The 18,820-nt window shown below is 67.4% G+C and carries 10 protein-coding genes, 1 tRNA gene and 1 pseudogene; 7 read left to right on the top strand and 5 right to left on the bottom strand.

What is annotated here, in order from left to right:
* The first annotated feature begins 210 nt into the window (after positions 1-210).
* Both QQK25_RS04265 and QQK25_RS04260 read left to right on the top strand, forming a co-directional pair.
* A complete protein-coding gene (locus tag QQK25_RS04265) occupies positions 211-5,274 on the top strand; it encodes a beta strand repeat-containing protein (RefSeq protein WP_284186823.1) in 5,064 nt (1,687 codons plus the stop codon).
* Between the two features lie 98 nt (positions 5,275-5,372).
* A complete protein-coding gene (locus tag QQK25_RS04260; protein WP_284186822.1) occupies positions 5,373-7,025 on the top strand; it encodes a ShlB/FhaC/HecB family hemolysin secretion/activation protein in 1,653 nt (550 codons plus the stop codon).
* A 388-nt stretch (positions 7,026-7,413) separates the two neighbouring features.
* On the opposite strand, the gene QQK25_RS04255 is transcribed toward QQK25_RS04260, so the two are convergent.
* The 3 genes and pseudogenes from QQK25_RS04255 to QQK25_RS24300 all read right to left on the bottom strand — a co-directional run.
* On the bottom strand, positions 7,414-7,821 hold the full coding sequence (locus QQK25_RS04255) for a YkgJ family cysteine cluster protein (RefSeq protein ID WP_153162705.1): 408 nt from the start codon (positions 7,819-7,821) through the stop codon (positions 7,414-7,416).
* A 291-nt stretch (positions 7,822-8,112) separates the two neighbouring features.
* On the bottom strand, positions 8,113-8,637 hold the full coding sequence (locus QQK25_RS24305) for a methyl-accepting chemotaxis protein (RefSeq protein ID WP_438696422.1): 525 nt from the start codon (positions 8,635-8,637) through the stop codon (positions 8,113-8,115).
* 42 nt (positions 8,638-8,679) lie between these two features.
* Positions 8,680-9,387, bottom strand: a pseudogene (locus tag QQK25_RS24300) (PAS domain-containing protein); the annotation flags it as partial.
* 495 nt (positions 9,388-9,882) lie between these two features.
* Here QQK25_RS24300 and QQK25_RS04245 point away from each other — a divergent pair.
* A complete protein-coding gene (locus tag QQK25_RS04245; protein ID WP_284186820.1) occupies positions 9,883-10,590 on the top strand; it encodes a hypothetical protein in 708 nt (235 codons plus the stop codon).
* Positions 10,591-10,708: 118 nt separating this feature from the next.
* Here QQK25_RS04245 and QQK25_RS04240 read toward each other — a convergent pair.
* Positions 10,709-10,780 (bottom strand) — tRNA-Ser (locus tag QQK25_RS04240).
* 750 nt (positions 10,781-11,530) lie between these two features.
* Here QQK25_RS04240 and QQK25_RS04235 point away from each other — a divergent pair.
* A complete protein-coding gene (locus QQK25_RS04235; RefSeq protein WP_284186819.1) occupies positions 11,531-13,279 on the top strand; it encodes a tetratricopeptide repeat protein in 1,749 nt (582 codons plus the stop codon).
* Positions 13,280-13,329: 50 nt separating this feature from the next.
* Here QQK25_RS04235 and QQK25_RS04230 read toward each other — a convergent pair whose 3' ends face one another.
* Positions 13,330-16,203, bottom strand: coding sequence for a DUF927 domain-containing protein (locus tag QQK25_RS04230; protein ID WP_284186818.1), 2,874 nt, complete (start codon positions 16,201-16,203; stop codon positions 13,330-13,332).
* A 626-nt stretch (positions 16,204-16,829) separates the two neighbouring features.
* Here QQK25_RS04230 and QQK25_RS04225 point away from each other — a divergent pair.
* The 3 genes from QQK25_RS04225 (at position 16,830) to QQK25_RS04215 (ending at position 18,819) form a co-directional block, all read left to right on the top strand.
* The gene (locus tag QQK25_RS04225; RefSeq protein WP_284186817.1) at positions 16,830-17,177 is read left to right on the top strand and encodes a hypothetical protein; all 348 of its coding nucleotides are present in this window, start codon (positions 16,830-16,832) and stop codon (positions 17,175-17,177) included.
* 847 nt (positions 17,178-18,024) lie between these two features.
* Positions 18,025-18,636, top strand: coding sequence for a JAB domain-containing protein (locus QQK25_RS04220; protein ID WP_438696421.1), 612 nt, complete (start codon positions 18,025-18,027; stop codon positions 18,634-18,636).
* A gap of 36 nt (positions 18,637-18,672) precedes the next feature.
* Positions 18,673-18,819 (top strand): hypothetical protein, encoded by a 147-nt coding sequence (locus tag QQK25_RS04215; RefSeq protein ID WP_284186816.1) that lies wholly within the window; start codon positions 18,673-18,675, stop codon positions 18,817-18,819.
* Position 18,820: the final 1 nt, after the last annotated feature.

Genomic DNA, 18,820 nt, shown 5'->3' with positions numbered 1-18,820 from the left:
GGCCATGACAGCCCCCCGACGGCCCTCGCCACCACCTTCGCGCCGCCCAGAATGAGCAAATTTGATGTTTTTATCAAAAAAATCAATTTAGCCATAAAGACCGGACCTGTCGTGTCGTAATCGCATCTTTGCCATAACCATTGCGCGCCTGGAATCAAGGCCACACTCCCGCCCCCGGTGCGCGCACATTTGGTCGAGGATGAACCCAACATGCGACGAGCGTCCCTGAATCACACCTACCGGCTGGTCTGGAACGACCGCACCAATGCCTTCGTGGCGGTCGCCGAAACAACCAGAAGCCGGGGCAAGGCCTCGCGCGCCGGGTGCGCCCTGCTGGTCGCCCTGGGCGTAGCCGCAGCGGGCGCCGTGGGCGCCGCCGATCTCCCCACAGGCGGGCAGATCGTCGCAGGCGCCGGCACCATCAGCCAGAGTGGCAACACCCTCACCATCACCCAGAACACCGCGAAGCTCGCCACCGACTGGCAGAGTTTCAGCATCGGCCAGGGCCGCCGCGTGAACTTCGTCCAGCCGTCCGGCACGTCGGTGGCGCTCAACCGCGTGCTCGGCTCCGACCCGTCGGTGATCCAGGGCGCGCTGTCGGCCAACGGCCAGGTGTTCCTGCTCAACCCCAACGGCGTACTGTTCACGCCCACCGCCCAGGTGAACGTGGGCGGCCTCGTGGCCTCCACGCTTGGGATGAGCAACAAGGACTTCCTTGAAGGCAACTACCGCCTGGAGGGCGCCAGCAGCAACGCCGTCATCAACCAGGGCAACATCACCGCGGCCAACGGCGGCAGCATCGCCCTCATCGCCGCCCGGGTCATCAACGACGGCAGCCTCACCGCCACCGGCGGCAACGTGCTGCTGGGCGCCGGCAATGCAGTGACCCTCGACCTCGGTGGCCCGGTGAAGCTGCAGATCACCCAGGGCGCGATCGACGCACTGGTCGAGAACGGCGGCGCCATCCGCGCCGACGGCGGCCTCGTCTATCTCACCACCAGAGCGGCCAACGCGCTGACCAGCGCCGTCATCAACAACACCGGCGTGATCGAAGCCCAGACCCTCGCCACCGGCGAGAAGGGCGAGATCCGCCTGATCGCCGACATGCAGCACGGCACCCTCAACGCCGGCGGCACCCTCGACGCCAGCGCGCCCAATGGCGGCGACGGCGGCTTCATCGAAACCTCGGCCGCCAGCATGAACAACCTGCCCGGCCTTACCATCAATGCCAGCGCCGCCCGCGGCACCGGCGGCACCTGGCTGGTCGATCCGTACAACTACACCATCGGCGCGGCCGCGGCCGGCACCATCGGCACCGCCCTGAGCGGCGGCACCAGCGTGACCGTGACCACCCAGAGCAACGACGCCAGCTACGGCTCCACCGGCAGCGGCGTGGGTGACATCACGGTCTCCAACGCCATCACCAAGACGGGTTCCGGCACCGCCACCCTGACGCTGCTGGCCGACCACAGCATCATCCTCAACAACAACATCACCGCCAGCGCCGGCGTGCTGAACATCAACCTGAGCGCCGCCAACGGCGCCACGGCCACCACCGGCGGCGTGAACATCAACGGCAACCTCGATTCGAACGGCGGCTGGATCCGGATTGGTGGCGCCGGCGGCAGCCTGACCACCGCCCAATCGTACGGCACCGGCTACGCCCTCAACCTCGACAGCAGCAACCCGGCCGTCCTGATCGGCACCAGCAAGAGCATCCAGTCCCGCGGCGGCGACATCACCATCAACGGCCGCTCCAACGCCACCACCGCCAGCTACGACGGCACCAAGGGCGGGGTCTACGTGAAGTCCGGCGCCACCGTCGACTCGGGCGGCGGCAGCATCTACATGAGCGGCGTCAGCACCGGCGACGCCAAGGAATTCGGCTTCGGCGTGGAAGCCAACTCCGGCACCGTCACCACCTTCAAGACGTCCCAGACCACCGGCAACATCCGCGTCGACGCCCAGAACACCATCGACCCGCTGGGCGCCCTGGGCCTCGTGAACAACGGCAACCAGGCCCGCGTACAGTTCATCGGCCCCTCCGTTGCCAACCTGCTGTTCCTGATCAACGGCTCCAGCAAGCTCGCGGAGTTCACCATCACCCCGCCTTGCGGCTCGTCCTACCCCAACTGCGGCACGCTGCTGATCCCTGGCGGCAACGAGAGCTACACCAGGGCGGGCTACCAGGTCGTCAACATGTCGACCGTGCCCCTCTACATCTTCACCAGCAGCGGCACCAAGGAATACGACGGCAACACCACGGCCACCGGCCTCACCCTGAGTTCCCTCGGCGGCCCGGTCGGTTTTGCCACCGGCGACCTGGGCGCCCTCGGCTTCGTCACCGCCAGCAAGAACGTCGGCAGCTACCCGTCGGTCAGCCCCACCGCAAGCGATCCGCTCAACTACACCTCGGGCGGCACCACCTACGCGGTCGGCTACTTCAGCAACGGCAGCTACAGCATCACCCCCAAGCCCCTGAGCGCGGTCATCAGCAACAAGGTCTATGACGGCAACAACACCGCCTCCGTCTCGGCGAGCGGCGTCGTCGGCGGCGACAACCTTGTGTTCAGCTACACCGCCGGCACCTTCTCCGGCACCAACGTCGGCACCTGGAGCGTCAACGTCTCGGGCATCACCCTCGGCGGCACCGACGCCGGCAACTACAGCCTGTCGGGCAGCACCTCCCTCACCGGCAGCGCCAGCATCACCCAGCGCCCGGTCACCCTCAGCGGCTCGCGCACCTACGACGCCACCAACACCGTCGCCTCGGGCATCTTCACGCTGAACAACGTGGTCGTCGGCGAAGACCTCGCCCTCACCGGCAGCGGCACCGTCGCCAACAAGAACGTCGGCACGGGCAAGGCGGTCACCCTCGGCACCCTCGCCCTCGGCGACGGCAGCAACGGCATCGCCAGCAACTACAGCCTGGCGAGCGGTACCGCCGACATCACCAAGGCCACGCTCACCGTCTCCGGCCTCAGCGCCAGCAACAAGACCTACGACGCCACCACCGCCGCCACCCTCACCGGCACCCCGACCCTGAACGGCGTGCTGCTGACCGATTCGGTCTCCGTCAGCGGTACCGCAACCGGCACCTTCAACACCAAGAACGTCGGCACCGCCAAGCCCGTCACCGCCAACCTCGGCGGCCTCAGCCTCGGCAGCACGGATGCCGGCAACTACGAGATCACCGGCGTCACCTCGCCCCTCACCGCCAACATCACCAAGGCAGCGCTGACGATCTCCGGCCTCAGCGCCAACAACAAGGCCTACGACACCACGACGGCTGCAACGCTCACCGGCACCGCCAGCCTCAGCGGCGTGCTGCTGACCGACGTCGTCAGCCTCACCGGCTCGGCAACCACCGGCACCTTCAACACCAAGGATGCCGGCACCGGCAAGGCCGTCGCCGCCAACCTCGGTGGTCTCAGCCTCGGCAGCACGGATGCCGGCAACTACGAGATCACCGGCGTCACCTCGCCCCTCACCGCCAACATCACCAAGGCGGCGCTGACGATCTCCGGCCTGTCCGCCAACAACAAGGTGTACGACGCGACCACCGACGCAACGCTCACTGGCACCGCCAGCCTCGACGGCGTGCTCGGGAGCGACGCCGTCAGCCTCACCGGCTCGGCCACCTCCGGCAGCTTCGACACCAAAAACGTCGGCACCGGCAAGGCCGTCACCGCCAACCTTGCTGGCCTGTCCCTCGGCAGCACGGATGCCGGCAACTACGAGATCACCGGCGTCACCGCACCGCTCACCGCCGACATCACCAAGGCCGCGCTGACGATCTCCGGCCTTACCGCCAACAGCAAGACCTACGACGCCACGACTGCCGCCACCCTCAGCGGCACCGCCAGCCTCGACGGCGTGCTGGGCAGCGATGCGGTCAGCCTCGGCGGATCAGCCACCTCCGGCAGCTTCGACACCAAGAACGTCGGCACCGGCAAGGCCGTCACCGCCAACCTTGCTGGCCTGTCCCTCGGCAGCACGGATGCCGGCAACTACGAGATCACCGGCGTCACCGCGCCACTCACCGCCGCCATCACCAAAGCCGCGCTGACGATCTCCGGCCTCTCCGCCAACAGCAAGACCTACGACGCCACGACTGCCGCCACCCTCAGCGGCACCGCCAGCCTCGACGGCGTGCTGGGCAGCGACGCGGTCAGCCTCGACGGCTCGGCCACCACCGGCAGCTTCGACACCAAGAACGTCGGCACCGGCAAGGCCGTCGCCGCCAACCTCGGCGGCCTCAGCCTCGGCAGCACGGATGCCGGCAACTACGAGATCACCGGCGTCACCTCGCCCCTCACCGCCAACATCACCCCGGCCCAGCTGACCCTGACCGCCGCAGCCACATCCCGCAGCTACGGCGCCGACAACCCGGCCTTCACCGGCACGGTCAGCGGCTTCGTGGGCGGCGAGACGCTGGCCAGCGCCACCACCGGCAGCCTCGCCTTCAGCACTGCCGCCAACGTGGCCAGCAATGCCGGCGGGCACGGGATCAGCGGCGGTGGCCTCAGCGCCAACAACGGCAACTACGTGTTCGTCCAGGCGCCCGGCAACGGCACCGCGCTGACCATCACCCCGGCCCCGCTCAGCGTCACCGCCAACAACGCCAGCAAGGACGCCAACGGCGTGCCGTACGCTGGCGGCAACGGGGTCGTCTTCAGCGGCTTCGTGAATGGCGAATCGGCCACCGTGCTGGGCGGCACGCTCGGCTACGGCGGCAACAGCCAGGGCGCCACCAGCGCCGGTCGCTACGCGATCACGCCCCAGGGCCTGACTGCCAGCAACTACGCCATCACCTTCACCGACGGCGTGCTGACGATCAACAACAGCCTGCCGTCCGATCCGCAGCAGTACCTGCCCAAGCCGGTGCAGGTGCAGCAGTTCCTGACCAACACCGCGGCCCTGCCGGCCGGCACGCCGCCGGTCGCCACGCCTGACAGCCTCAACTACGTAGCGGTCGGCAACGGCCCGACCGGTCAGGGCACGCCCGCCCTTGGCAGCAACGCCGTTCCGCCGGGCACGCCAAACACGGTGAACTACGTCTCCGTCGCCCCGACCACCGGCGGCCAGTACGGCAACGGCACCACGGCCAGCGCTGGCGAAGCCCCGCGGGACAACCGCAGCGGCGGCGCATCGAACGGCCGCGCGGCCGACGATATCAACGTCAACAACTTCAGCGGGGGCACCTTCAAGCCCACCGACATCTTCGTCATCAACGGCGGCGTGAACACCAACGGACTCAGCAGCCTGCAATAACGCGAGCCCCGCCCCGGACTGCCGCGCGCCGCAAGGCGCCAGCTGATCCGGGCCCGTCCATCACGCGCCACTGCAACCCCATTGATGCCATGAAAAAAATGACCACCAGACTCCTGCCCTCGAGCCTAAGCCTTGCCCTGCTGTCCCTGCCCGCCTTCGCGCAGACCGCGCCGGACGCCGGCCAGATCCTCCAGGAGGTGAAGCGCCCGGCGGCCCAGCCCGACGCCAGCAAGGTGCCCGAGATCCGGATGCCGGCCAGCGCCGCCGTCACCCTGCCCGGCGGCGCCCAGGTGACGCTGAACACCGTCGCGATCACCGGCAACACGCTGTTCGACCAGCCCACCCTCACCGCCGCCATCGGCGACGTCTCCGGCAAGCACTTCGACCTCGCCGGCCTGCGCGAGCTGGCCGACCGCATCACCACCCATTACCGCAGCAAGGGCTACCCCTTCACCCGCAGCGTCATCCCGCCCCAGGACATGAAGGACCGCGTGCTGCGCATTCAGGTGCTCGAAGGGCGCTACGGCACCGCGACGACCACTTCATCCGACCCCTGGCTCGCCAGCGGCAGCCAGAAGTTCCTCGGCCCCCTGCGTACCGGCGAGATGATCGAGAGCACCGAGCTCGAACGCGCCATGCTCATCCTCGGCAACCAGCCGGGGATCAAGATCATGCCCGTCATCAGCCCGGGCCAGCAGACCGGCGCCGGCGACCTGAATGTCAAGGTCGAGCGTGAATCCAACTACTCCGGCCAGATCGGCATCGACAACGCCGGCAGCCGCTACACCGGCGAGCACCGTTTCCAGGCCACCCTCAACGCCAACAGCCGGATGCTCTTCGGCGACCGCCTGACCCTGCGCGGCATGGTCAGCGACCACAGCATGTGGCTCGGCTCGGTGGATTACGAGGCCCCCATCGGCGGCTCCGGCCTGCGCGGCCAGATCGGCTACGGCGACAACTACTACCAGCTCGGCGGGCAGTTTGCCGCCCTCGACGCCACCGGCTTCGCCAAGACCGCCACCGCGCGCCTGAGCTACCCGCTGCTGCGCTCCCAGGCCTCCAACGTCACGGTGTCCGGCGCCTACCAGAACAAAAAGCTCGAAGACCGCTACGGCGCCACCGGCACCGTCAACGAGAAATCCAGCAACAGCTGGCCGGTAGCCGTGCAGTTCGACCACCGCGACCGTTTTGGCGGCGGCGGCATCACCTACGGCATGGCCACCTGGACGAGCGGCAACCTCAACCTGAACGGCGCCTTCGCTACCACCGACGCCACCACCGCCCAGACCGCCGGCCACTTCAACAAGTACAACCTCGACATCGCCCGCATCCAGAAGCTGCCCGGCGACTTCGCGCTGTACGGCCGCTACTCGGCCCAATGGACCAGCCAGAACCTGGATTCCTCCGAGCGCTTCGGCCTCGGCGGCATCTACGGCGTGCGCGCCTACCCGCTCGGCGAGGGCATGGGCGACCGCGGCTGGCTGGGTCAGGTCGAGCTGCGCTATCTCGCCGGCCCCTACACCCCCTTCGTCTTCTACGACGCCGGCCGCAGCGACACCAACGCCCGCCCGTGGGATAGCGCCTCCAGCACCAGCCGCAGCATCGCCGGCGGCGGCGCGGGCGTCCGGGTCGACTACAAGCAGTGGAGCATCGACAGCACCCTGGCCTGGCGCACCCGTGGCGGCCCGGCATCCGCCGACACCAGCGACCGCAGCCCGAGGCTGTGGTTCATGGCCACGTATTCCTTCTGAGCCCACGCCAGCCACAATCGGCGCGGTGCGCTACCGCTCCGCGCCGGGACAGGCCCTCGAATCGGGGCGCTGCCAAGGATCCAAAGCCCCGGCGGGGCTTCCGACAGCCCCTTCGCCCAAGTCCACTTCCCGGACATCCCCAAAGCGCAGCGCCCGCCGTGCCAGCAAGCCTTGTTGCCGCGGCATGGACCGAGCGCAGCCCCCTCGCGCCCCGGCCGCTGAGCCGGGCTACCGATCAGGCCAGCGTCTTGGTACGGCGATGGGTCGCGCGCAGCCGGCCCGAGCCGGCAGGCCTGCCTGCAGGAAGGCCTGAGTCATGGGCCGGCTCGACGCGGCGCTCATCCTGCGCGGGCGGGGCCTGCCGTCCCGCCGCGCCCACCGCAGATCCTCACACGCCCTTCGCCCGCGGCCCGTAGGCGCAGTAACCCGGCCGCGGCCCCACCTGCGGGTGCTTGCGGCAGGTGTCGGGGCGCCGCTCGTACACCGTGCAACGGCGGGTGGTCGCATCCAGAAACAGGCAATCCCCGCTGGCCCGCCGGGCCAGGGTGAAGATGCTGTTGCGGAAATTGAAATGCCCCACCAGCCCGGCCTTGGTGAGCCGCCGGGCGATCTGCTTGGGCGCCTCGTGCTCCGCCTCGAAGGCATCCACCACCTCCAGACGCACCAGATCCGCCAGCCGCACCTCCACCGGCATCGTGCAGCAGTTGGCCGCGCAGTCATTGCACAAGCCGCTGCGATAACGGGTCCAGGTATCCAGACGATCCACGTCCACATTGAAAAAACCGGGGGCAGCCATTCAGATTCACTCCACACGTTACGGCCTCGGCCCTGCCGCCGGGAGCCGGGGCAACGCGAGGGGCTGAAGGATATGACCCGCAGGGCGCGCCGGCAACCACCCTGCTCATGCCGCTCGCCGGCGCCGCGGGCCTCGGCCGCCGATCAGGCAGCAACGTCCTCGACACGACGGGCGCCGCCGACAAGCGCCCGGGCTTCACCCGCCTAAACGCCAGAACGCCGACCCGCAGGCCGGCGTTCTGGCTTCAAACCACGCCGTCCGCCGACGACGCGCCTCAACGCACCTCCCGCATCACCCCGGACGCGCATCGGCGCCGACGGTCTCCGAAAGGTCGCGGATCACATCCACCACCCGACGGGCATCCTGGCGGATCAGCTTGATGGCCTCGCCGGCCCGGTTGGCGAGGGCGACGCCGGCCGCCACCTCGGTGAGGTTGGCGTTCATGTTCGCCGTCACCGCGTTGTTCTCGGTCTGGATCGCCACGACCATGCCGGTGATCTCCTCGGTGGACTTGGCCGTGCGCTCGGCCAGCTTGCGCACTTCATCGGCCACCACCGCGAAGCCGCGCCCCGATTCGCCCGCCCTCGCCGCCTCGATGGCGGCGTTGAGGGCCAGCAGGTTGGTCTGGTCGGCGATCTCCTTGATCGTCCTGGTGATCAGCGAGATCTCGGAAGTCCGCTGCCCCAGCGCCGCCACCTGCACCGCCGCGTCATCCACGGACCGGGATATCTGCAGGATCTTGGCCACCGTCTCGAGGATGATCGCCTCGCCGTCGGCGGAAATCTTCTCGGTCTCCAGCGCGGCGGCCGAGGCCATCGCCGTGCTTTCCTTTTCGGCGTGATAGCGCTGCACCTGGGCGGTGACGTCGGACGCCGTCTTGACGATCCGCACCACCCGCCCGTCTTCGTCGAACACCGGGTTGTAGCTCGCCTCCAGCCAGACCTGATCGCCGCGCTTGTTGAGCCGACAGAACTGCCCGGTGAAGAAGCGCCCGGCCCGCAGGTCGCGCCAGAAGTTCTCGTAGCCGACGCTGTCGGCCAGATCCGGCAGGCAGAACATCCGGTGCGGGCGCCCGACGACCTCGCGCTCGGTGTAACCCATGGTGCCCAGGAAGTTATCGTTGGCGCGCAGGATGGTGCCATCCGGGGCGAACTCGATCACCGCCATCGACCGTTCGATCGCCTTCACCAGCGCCGTCATCCGGGCCGCCTCCTCGACGCTCCGGGTCACATCGGCGGCAAACTTGATCACCTTCACGATCTGCCCGGTCTTCTCGTCGGCCACCGGGTTGTAGGTCGCCTCCAGCCAGACGACGCGGCCCGAGCCGTGGCGCCGCCGGAAACGTCCCTGAAAATACTTGCCAGCGCGCAGATCGGCCCAGAACTGCTGGTAGGCCGCGCTGCGCGCATAGTCGTCGTCGCACAGGCTGGCGTGTTTCTGGCCGACGATGTCGTCCCGGCGGACGCCCATCACCGCGCAGAAGTTGTCGTTGGCCGAGAGCACCAGGCCGTCCGGGCTCAGCTCGACGACCGCCGAAGAACGATCCAGCGCGCGGCTGACCGCCATCTGCTCGACCAGCCTCGCCTCCGCTGCCTCGAGCTGCGCCTTCAACTTTCCACAAAACACGATCCCTACCTTTACCCCTCTCAGTCCCGGAACGGCAGTGACCTCCCGGAACGGCAACTCACTGCCATTGCGCCATTTCTGGTCCATCTGCCTGTACGGCAAAATCGGGAGCAACTTGAGCGGCCCCGCCGAGCGTCGGAGAGCGCTCCGGCAGCCGCAGGCAGGCCGGATATCCGCACCAGATCAGGGGGCAAGGCAACACAGCCACCGGCGCAAGCCGTCCGGCAACCGCCGCTACAAAGGGAAGAAAACCGGGCGCGGCCGACCGGATTTGGCAGGATCGGGCGGGCGCCGCTGGTCACCCTGCCCACATCCATCAGGGCGACCAGTTCGGGCAGCGCAAATACCTCGAAATGCATATGCGTTTCGCCATAAATCCCATTTGGAAAGTATCATTTTGGATTGACCCAATCACTCACCGGCGGCCCTAACATCATGAACACGCAGCACAAAACCCTCCTCGTATCCTTCTCCTGCGCCCTGACGCTCACCGCCTGCGGGGGCGGAGGCGGCAACACCCCCGCACCGGTGGCATCCGATGCCAGCTTCAATCTGCAGAGCGCCCAGCGCAGCGAGTTCGTCACGCCTTCCGTACGCAATTTCAGCGTGAGCGGCACCTCGAACGGCTTCGCCGTCACCGGCAGCGGCATCGAAACTGCCGGCAGCGTCACCGCGGGCACTTTCGAAGGCACCGCAGCCCTGCAGCGCACCACCACCGTCAGCGGCAGCGTCGTGGTCAATGGCATCACGCTGCCTCTCGCATCCTCCGCCACCGACTGGACCGACACCAACTACGTCCCCAAGGGCAGCGCCAGCACCAGCGAATACACGGTGATCCAGGGCACCCCCACCATCCCGACCGCCGCCCGCGTCGGCGACCTCGGCACCCTCTTCACCGCCACCCGCTACGCCGACAGCACCAGGACCGGCCTCATCGGCACCATGCGCACCACCTACAGCCTCGCCGCCGACACTGCCACCACTGCCCTCGTATCGGTCACCAGCCTCTACTACAGCGCCTCCGGCGCCCACACCCGGACCGTCTCCAGGCAATACCGCATCAACACCTCGAACCAGCTGACCCCGGTACTCGTATCGGACGTGGACTTCACGAGCAATCTGAATCTGCTGCTGCAATATTGAGACGCGGTTCCCGGGGCGCCAGCGGCACGACCGCCCCCGGCGCCCACTGGCCCCAGCATTTCAGCCGCGTGAACGCAAAAACGCCGACCACTTGGGTCGGCGTTTTTACTTGAATCTTTGGTGGCCAGTCGCGGAATCGAACCACGGACACGCGGATTTTCAAGACAACGCACACATGCCATTGGCACAATCTCCGGCGTCAGCACCGGTTTCGATCCTGCCCTAGATGCACTCCCCGGCTCACGCCGGAATCGCCATCATCCTTAAGCCCATCCCCGGGGCGTGCCGGGGAAGCCAAGCGCTACTGCCCGCGGGCGGCATCGACCAAGTCGGCTCGACGCACCGAGGAAGGCGATTTTCGCCCCGTTCTCCGGCGAAAGACCGGCATTCCGGCTCCCGGTCGTCGGGGTAATCCCGTTCAGCGCGAACGAGAGTAGAGGCCCCATCCGCCTTCCAAACACCAAAAAATCCAATGGCGACAACCGGAGAACGACCGGGCCAGTCCCCCAACAGTGCCGACTCGCCCCCGCCACGCACACATCGGGCGGCGTTTTACTCTTGGGATCACACAACTCATTTTGGCTACAGTGCTAGCATGCTCTAAGCTGAAGTAGATCAGGTCTCCCGGGGAGTATCCGATGGCATTGTGGCGATGGCTCAGCAACACGGACAACCAGAAGACCCTAGCGTTTGTGGGCGCGGGCATCGCCGGAGCCGTCGCGCTCCTGGTACAGCTAGGTGTGCTCGGCAAAAAGGAAGTTCTGCCGGCAACCGCTCCTGCCGCCAGCCACCCCGCCGCCCCTACACCGACACCTGCTCAAGCTCCACCACCCTCTGTACCGGAAGCGTCTCAGCGCGCTGAAGCCAGCTCCGGTGGCACTGCGGTGAACATCAAGGGCGATGGAAACAACGTTTCCCTCCCCGCCAAGCGCTAGCCGCCATGCGTGCCACTTCGATCCTCCTGTCGGTCCTGCTCGCGCTGATCTCGACCGGCGCCAGCGCCCAACAGAAGGCAAGCGCAACGGGCGGCGGCACGGCCATCAACATCATTGGCGACCACAATACCGTTCGCCTCGACGACCCCCAAGTTCAGCGCCTGCTCGCCGAATTGCTCAAACGGCAGAAGGGGGATGATTTTCTCAAAGGCCAGATCAACCGCAGCCAGGCTGAAGCCGACGCCCTGAAGCGCGAAAACGAAGCCCTAAAGCGCCAACTGGCAGAGGCAGTCCGTACCACCGTTGCCGCGAGCCGGGAGCCCAACGCAACGCCTGCTTCCAAAGCCGCAGTCGCAGGACTGGAAAAAGGTGACGCCCACCCAGCCGGGGCACTGCTCGCCGAGCGGGAGCATGCGGCCGCCGAACGGGCCCAGCGCAGCGAAGTCGAGGCCCGCGAAGCACGTCTTGAAGCCGCGGCCCTGGCTCGCCAGCAGGGTGCCCTGCTGTCCGGACAGGACGCCCGGGCTGCCTTGGCCGCCTACGAGCGCGCCGCCCGCCACGCCCCCGACGACATCTCGACCTATTACCACATCGGCGACCTGCAGCGCGCCCTTGGAAATCTGGATGCCGCCCTGAAGGCATATCGCCACGGCGCCACTTTAGCCAAGACGCGCAGCGCCGACAACCCACGGGACGGCGATGCACAGCACGACCTGTCGGCCAGTCACGAAAGGATCGGCATCGTCCTGATCGCCCAGGGCGACGGGCCGGGGGCGCTGGAGGCCTACCGCAAGAGCCTCGCCATCAGGGAGGCCCTCGCCACTCTCGACCCGGCCAACACCGAGTGGCAACGCGCCCTGTCGGTCAGCCACGAAAAGATCGGCGACGTCCTCCTCGCCCAGGGCGACGGGCCGGGGGCGCTGGACGCCTACCGCAAGGGCCTCGCCATCAGGGAGCCCCTCGCCACTCTCGACCCGGCCAACACCGAGTGGCAACGCGACCTGTCGATCAGCCACGAAAGGATCGGCGACGTCCTCCTCGCCCAGGGCGACGGGCCGGGGGCGCTGGACGCCTACCGCAAGGGCCTCGCCATCAGGGAGCCCCTCGCCACTCTCGACCCGGCCAACACCGAGTGGCAACGCGACCTGTCGATCAGCTACAGCAGGATCGGCAACGTCCTCCGCGCCCAGGGCGACGGGCCCGGGGCGCTGGCCCCCTACCGCAAGGGCCTCGCTATCGCCGAGGCCCTCGCCACCCTCGACCCGGCTAACACCGAGTGGCAACACGACCTGTCGGTCAGCCACGCAAAGATCGGCGACAGCCTCATCACCCAGGGCGACGGGCCGGGGGCGCTGGTCGCCTACCGCAAGAACCTCGCTATCGCCAATGCCCTCGCCGCCCGCGACCCGGCCAACACAGAGTGGCAACGCAACCTGTCGGTCAGCCACTACAAGATCGGCAACGTCCTCCGCGCCCAGGGCGACGGGCCGGGGGCACTGGACGCCTTCCGCAAGGGCCTCGCCATCCACGAGGCCCTGGCCACCCGCGACTCGGCCAACAATCAGTGGCAGACCGACGTGGCCGTCTTTTGCGCCAACCTGGGCACTCACCCGGAGCTTGGCATTGACGCTCGCCGCGACTACCTACGCCGTGGCCAAGTGATTCTCCAACGCCTGAAGGACACCGGCCGACTGCTGCCCAACCAGGACTGGACGGGCTGGTTCGCGAAGGAGTTGGCAAAGTTGGAGAAGTAACACGTGCCTGTGGCCCGGCCCAGGGAAACGGGCCGGGAACACACCGGAACCTACATCGCACTGCCGACATCTGCATCGACAGCCACTTCTTCGTCGCTCTGCCCGCCCGCATCGTCGGCGCCAAACAGCCGCTCAAAACTCAGCTTGTAGTAACGCGCGCTGGTGATACCCAAGGCGGCGATCGAGGTCTTTACCGTGAAGTGCCGCGGCTCGTTGGTGTGCAGGATGCCTGCCTCCTTCAGCGCACGCGCGACCGACTCGACATCGAATCCGCCACATGCATCCTCGAAGTTGCTCTTGGTCAGCAGGACATGACCGTCGTGAAGGATGCCGCGGCAGTTGCTCGGCAGCATCGGGCGGCCGCGGGAGGCCGCCGTGTCGGCCATCCCCCCGCGGAAGCAACTGACGTAGTCGCGAACCTTGGTTACGGCGCGGTCCGCCTGCGACGCGAAAACCTGGGCACCGAGCCATGCATCCCGCACACAACGAACGGCATCCAGCACCTCGTCCGCGCTGTGCGGCAGGACGCCCGCCTCGACCGCCCACTGGCCTGCCACCGCCGCCAGAGCCAGACGGCGCATCGCCCGGAGGTGCGGAGACTGGAGTTTGTAACCGGCCTGCACGGCTTCGTCGCACAAGCCATCGCGCATGGAGTCGACCGCGTCGGTCAGGGTTTCCGTGAGCGTAGCCGCGTCACCCTCGAAACGGTTCAAGACCCAGCGCACGAAAGCCGGCCCTGCCGTGCCGTAGATTCGGCCGCAGGCGCGCTTGAGCAGCTCCATCGCCTGGGCATCGCCCTCGACCAGCAGATCGTCTCCCGGCACATCGACCAAGCGCGCAGCCTCGCCCCCCATCATCGGCTTTCCGCCGTGAGACTCGACGTGGTGCGAAGTGGGCACCTCACCGCTGGACAGGATCAGCGAACGCCAGGACTGGCCTTCCTGCAGGCGTCCGGCGCTGTTCGCACGCCCCTTTCCCTGCCCGCCAGTCTGGCTGTACGGCGAGACCGGTCCACGATGCACGCCGATCTCGTCGAAGATCGCCAGCGTGCCGCTGACCTCGGCGGTCATCGCCTCCACCGCATTCTGGGTTCCGTGCCACGAGCGCACCAAGGTGGGCACGGGGTCTGCGACCCCATCCACGCGGGCAGCACCGTTGCCGAACACCGTTGCAGCGAGTTGCAGCACGATCGTTTTTCCCCGGGACGTGTGACCGTAGATGTGCACACCGCCGTCCTCGACGTTGCCGAAGGGCAGGAGAGGCGCGGCAAAGGCAAGCGCGAGACCAACTGTCTGCAGTGCGTTGCCGCGGGTCTGGGCCACAAGCGCCTGCCACTCGACCAGAGAACCACGGCACCGGTATGCGCGATGAATCGCCGCCTGCGCCCTCGGCAGCAGGACCACGTCTTCGGCCATCGTGACACTGTCGGCGTAGAGCGTCTCACCGGGCAGCACGAAACACAGCGTCGTCCCGCCATCGTCGGCGGGCGCTTGCGTGAAGCCCATGCTGTCAACGCCGAGCAGGTAAGGCAGTTCGGTGCTTGCCTGGGCGAGCATGAGGTACTGGCTGAACTCCACAGGCTTCAGCACGACCACGCCGAGATTGGCGAATTCGCTTGCGACGGCCGTCTTGCCGCCCTGAAGGTCCGCGTTCGACACGAACACCTCGACCACCTTTTTTTCCCGGTTGAGGGCACGGACCCGGACCGCCCACCCCGAACTGATCCCGCTTCGCACGAGCCCATCCACGTAGACCGGCGCCATTGTCAGTCTGACGGGCGGCTTGTCGTCGTCCGGAATCTTCACGACACCATCGGCCTTCAGATCGAATCCTGCCGGAATGCGCGCCTTCACCCACGGCGAGTCGAACACGGAGGCCTGGAGAAACCCGGGGAGAGACGTTTTCACGGCCGCCTGTGTCGCCAGGCACTCGGCCTCGTGCTGCGCCGCGACCTTCAGGGCCTCAAGGGCGGACTGAACCAGCGCACGGTACGCCGCGGCGCCTTCCGCATCGTCGCCCCCGTGAAGCGCACCCAGGGCTGCATCGATGATCTCGTCGTCGGCGTCTTCGCCCAGCCCGACCACGGCCAGGAACTCGTCATCCACCGCGAGGCACGCATCGATGATGTCGTCCGCTTCATTCCGGCTGGCACCGGGCTGGCGCACAACGACGACTGGGGTCGCAGGCGTGCACTCGCATTCGAACACATCGTCGGCGAACGCCGGATCAGGCGACCCAAGCACCTGCTCACCCGGCTGATGTGCCTCGCCGTCGTCCGACTCTGGCGTCTCGTTCTCGACCGCCTGCACGTCTTCGATGTCTTCGTCGAGGATGCCCTCACCGGCATCCTGCTGCACATCGTCGCGCTCTGTCTCGCGGCACGCCTTAATCTCGCATTCGAGCACCTCGTCGGCGAACGCCGGATCAGGCGATCCAAGCACCTTCTCACCCGGCTGATGTGCCTCGCCGTCGTCCGACTCGGGTGTCTCGTTCTCGACCGCCTGCACGTCTTCGATGTCTTCGTCGAGGATGCCCTGACCGGCATCCTGCTGCGCATCGTCGCGCTCGGCCTCGCGGCACGCCTTAACTTTTCTGTCGAGCCACGCCGCCTCTTGGCGGTAGCAGGCAATCTCCGGCGGCTCGCCCTTGCACGGGCGTGCATCGTAGCCGGCGGAAGCTCGGGTAAAAATATCGGCCACGGCCAGTCGCGCCTGGTACAGCGCTTCGTCGACCTCGACGTAACTCCCCGTCCCGAACTCACCACGAGGCGTAGCGGCGGGCGTCAGCGCATCGTCACGCTGCTCAAAACGCTTCACGGCATTCGTGGCGCCGCCGCCTTCCGTGTCCGCACGGGACGGACCGCTGGCAGGACGAATCTCGGGACTGACGTCAGAAAGGCGGGGCACAAACATGGATGAACGCATTAAAAACTCCTTGGAAACACGCATGCACGACATCGCGCATGCCATTGACTGCACAGCGGTGCAGGGACCATGTGATTCAGGAATTTTTTGCGCCACCGTCATGTCGCCGACCACCTGTTGGTGTGTAGAAGAGCGAAAACGACTCGCTCCCGTCTACGCCCACAATGGGCTTCGGGGACACCGTCTTGCGGGCCATAACCGTACTCGCCTGCCACCTCCGGCGGAGTGCTTGACTCCGCTGGCGGCACTTTCTAGTTGGACTTCGACGGGCATTGGGCTGGCCTTCCAGCAGATCGCGTTTCCACGATCTTTTTATAGAAAAACACGAAACCAACGCAGCGTCAACAACTGAAAAATGATCGACGTTGGCTGCAAGTTGAACGATCTTGAGGCCAAGATCACGACACAGCATTGCTTTCAAAGTCGGCGATTTCATGCCCCTGCGCACCTCGAGTGTCGCCCGGTACGGTCACGAAACCCTCTGAGAGGCGCTTCCCGGGCGCAATCCGGCGCCCCGGGGCTCACCGGCTTGTCCCTGCCAACGCCCCACACTTTGCGGGCCTCCTGGAGGCTGGCAGCCGCCCCTGTTCCCAACAGGGCATTGTCCCCCTCCCGCCACCTCGACCATGCCCGACCTTCCTGACGACCACTCCATCCGCACCGTCTCCGCCTCGCGGCACACGACCGGCCCCATCCGCTACGACTGGCTTCAGGCCGCGGCTCGCATCGCGGGTCGCTCCAAAGCCCTTCACACTGCGGCGCTCCTCGCCTGGCTCTCCGCCATGCACGGCCGACCAGACGTTCCATTGACCCGTCGCAGCATGGCCCGCTGGTCGCTGTCTCGGGATGCGGCCGGCGACACGCTGCGCTTGCTTGAGGCCCACCGCCTGGTCATCGTCTGGTCAGCACCGGGACGCGCCAGGATCGTGATCCTGACCGAACCGGGGACCGACACGCCGCTGGCGACAGGGTGAGCAGCAGGAGCTACGGCCTGCCCCTGGCCGGCGGCTGCGGGGTCGTGGGGCTGGCGGGGTCGCCCCCCCCTTCTGCCGGTCGTACCCCCGCACGCCCACCCCCGCGCCGGCTGTCGCGAGCCCCACCGTAGCGCCTAGCGTCCCCGAGACGGGGCCTTGGAGCAGCAGCCCTGGGGCAGACCAAGCCAGCTCACGACGGAGGCCAGGTTGCAGCGCGTAGCGCGTCGCGACGCACTGCCGTCTGGTGACAAGGGGCTGCCTTCGGGTTTCGCTTTCTGGGTGACGCAGGGGATGCCTTCCCAGACGACTCGCCGGGGAGCCGGCAGCCTCGCCCTCCCCCGACCGCACGGTCACCCCACCGGGGCAAAAACCACCCCCTTTAGGGGGGGTGGTTTTTTGGCCTCGCCCGAGGGGTGCCGGCGCTGCTGAGCCAGCCCCCTGACCCCACCTACCCCGCGACCCCGCAGCCCCACGCACCGCAGTCACGGGATTGCGTTCGGCACGACCACCTGCCGTCCTTTGGCGTCGAAGGCGCAGGAACACACCGATGACGAACCATCGCGTCTCGCCAGAACCGGCCAGCGACCAACGGGCGCCCTCTCGTCCGCTCCGCGCTGCCGTCCGTCATGCCCCGGTGACGCCCGCCGCGCGGTGGCACGACTGGAGGCTGGATCACCCAGGTCAGCTACGCGCCCCCTCTTGCCGCAAGCGCAGGAGCCCCTTGCGTCGAACACATGTCATTTCTTTGATCCGCAAGGCTCGCCCTCCCCGGTCACCGCAAGGTGCCCGGGGCTTTTTCCGTCCACGCCGCCGATGCCTTCCCGGGCATCGGCCTTCTGGAGGCACCATGTTTGAACCCACCGTCACCGTTCGCTCCCTCCCCACTTCGGCCCTGCTCGGGCTGCTGGTGGGTGATGTCGCCGCCGAGACCCTCGCCGGTCGCCCCCTCGCCGACCTCTTCCACCTCCACGCCCGCCAGCCGAAGGTCTGCGAAACCGAAGCCGACTACCGCGCCGTGCGCATCCTCGGTGCAGCCAAGGAGTTGCTGACGCGGGCACTGGCGGAAACCGTCCAGTCGGGCGACTGCCTCGACAGCCCCGAGAAGGTTCGCGATCTGCTGCGCCTGCGCTTCGCCGACCTGCCCCACGAGGTCTTCGCCGTGGTGCTGCTGGACGCCCAGCACCGCGTCCTGGACGTCGCCGAGCTTTTCCGGGGCACGCTGTCGCAGACGTCCGTCTACCCGCGCGAGGTGGTCAAGCTGGCCCTCGAAGCCAACGCGGCCGCCGTCATCCTCGTCCACAACCACCCGTCCGGCAGCCTGGAGCCCAGCACCGCCGATGTCGCCCTCACCGACACGCTGAAGAAGGCACTCGCCCTTGTCGACGTGCGTGTGCTGGACCACTTCATCGTGGCCGGCAACGCCACGCCCCTCGCGTTCTCCGAGCGCGGTCTGCTCTGACCCCGTTACACCCTCAACCTCGTGGAGTCCCCTGACATGCTCACTTCCGTGCTTTCCCGCGTGGGGCTGGCCGCCATTCCTGGGGCCGGGCCGATCGTCGCCATCCTCGTGCCCGTGCTGGCCGAGGCCGTCGTGACCGCCATCGCCCAGCGCAAGATCGACATCCACGTGTCGATCGGCTGAC

The organism is Zoogloea oryzae (genome assembly GCF_030161255.1).
Taxonomy (GTDB): Bacteria; Pseudomonadota; Gammaproteobacteria; order Burkholderiales; family Rhodocyclaceae; genus Zoogloea; species Zoogloea oryzae.
The sequence above is the reverse complement of the archived record's forward strand: the minus strand, read 5'-3'. Positions and strand labels throughout refer to the sequence as shown.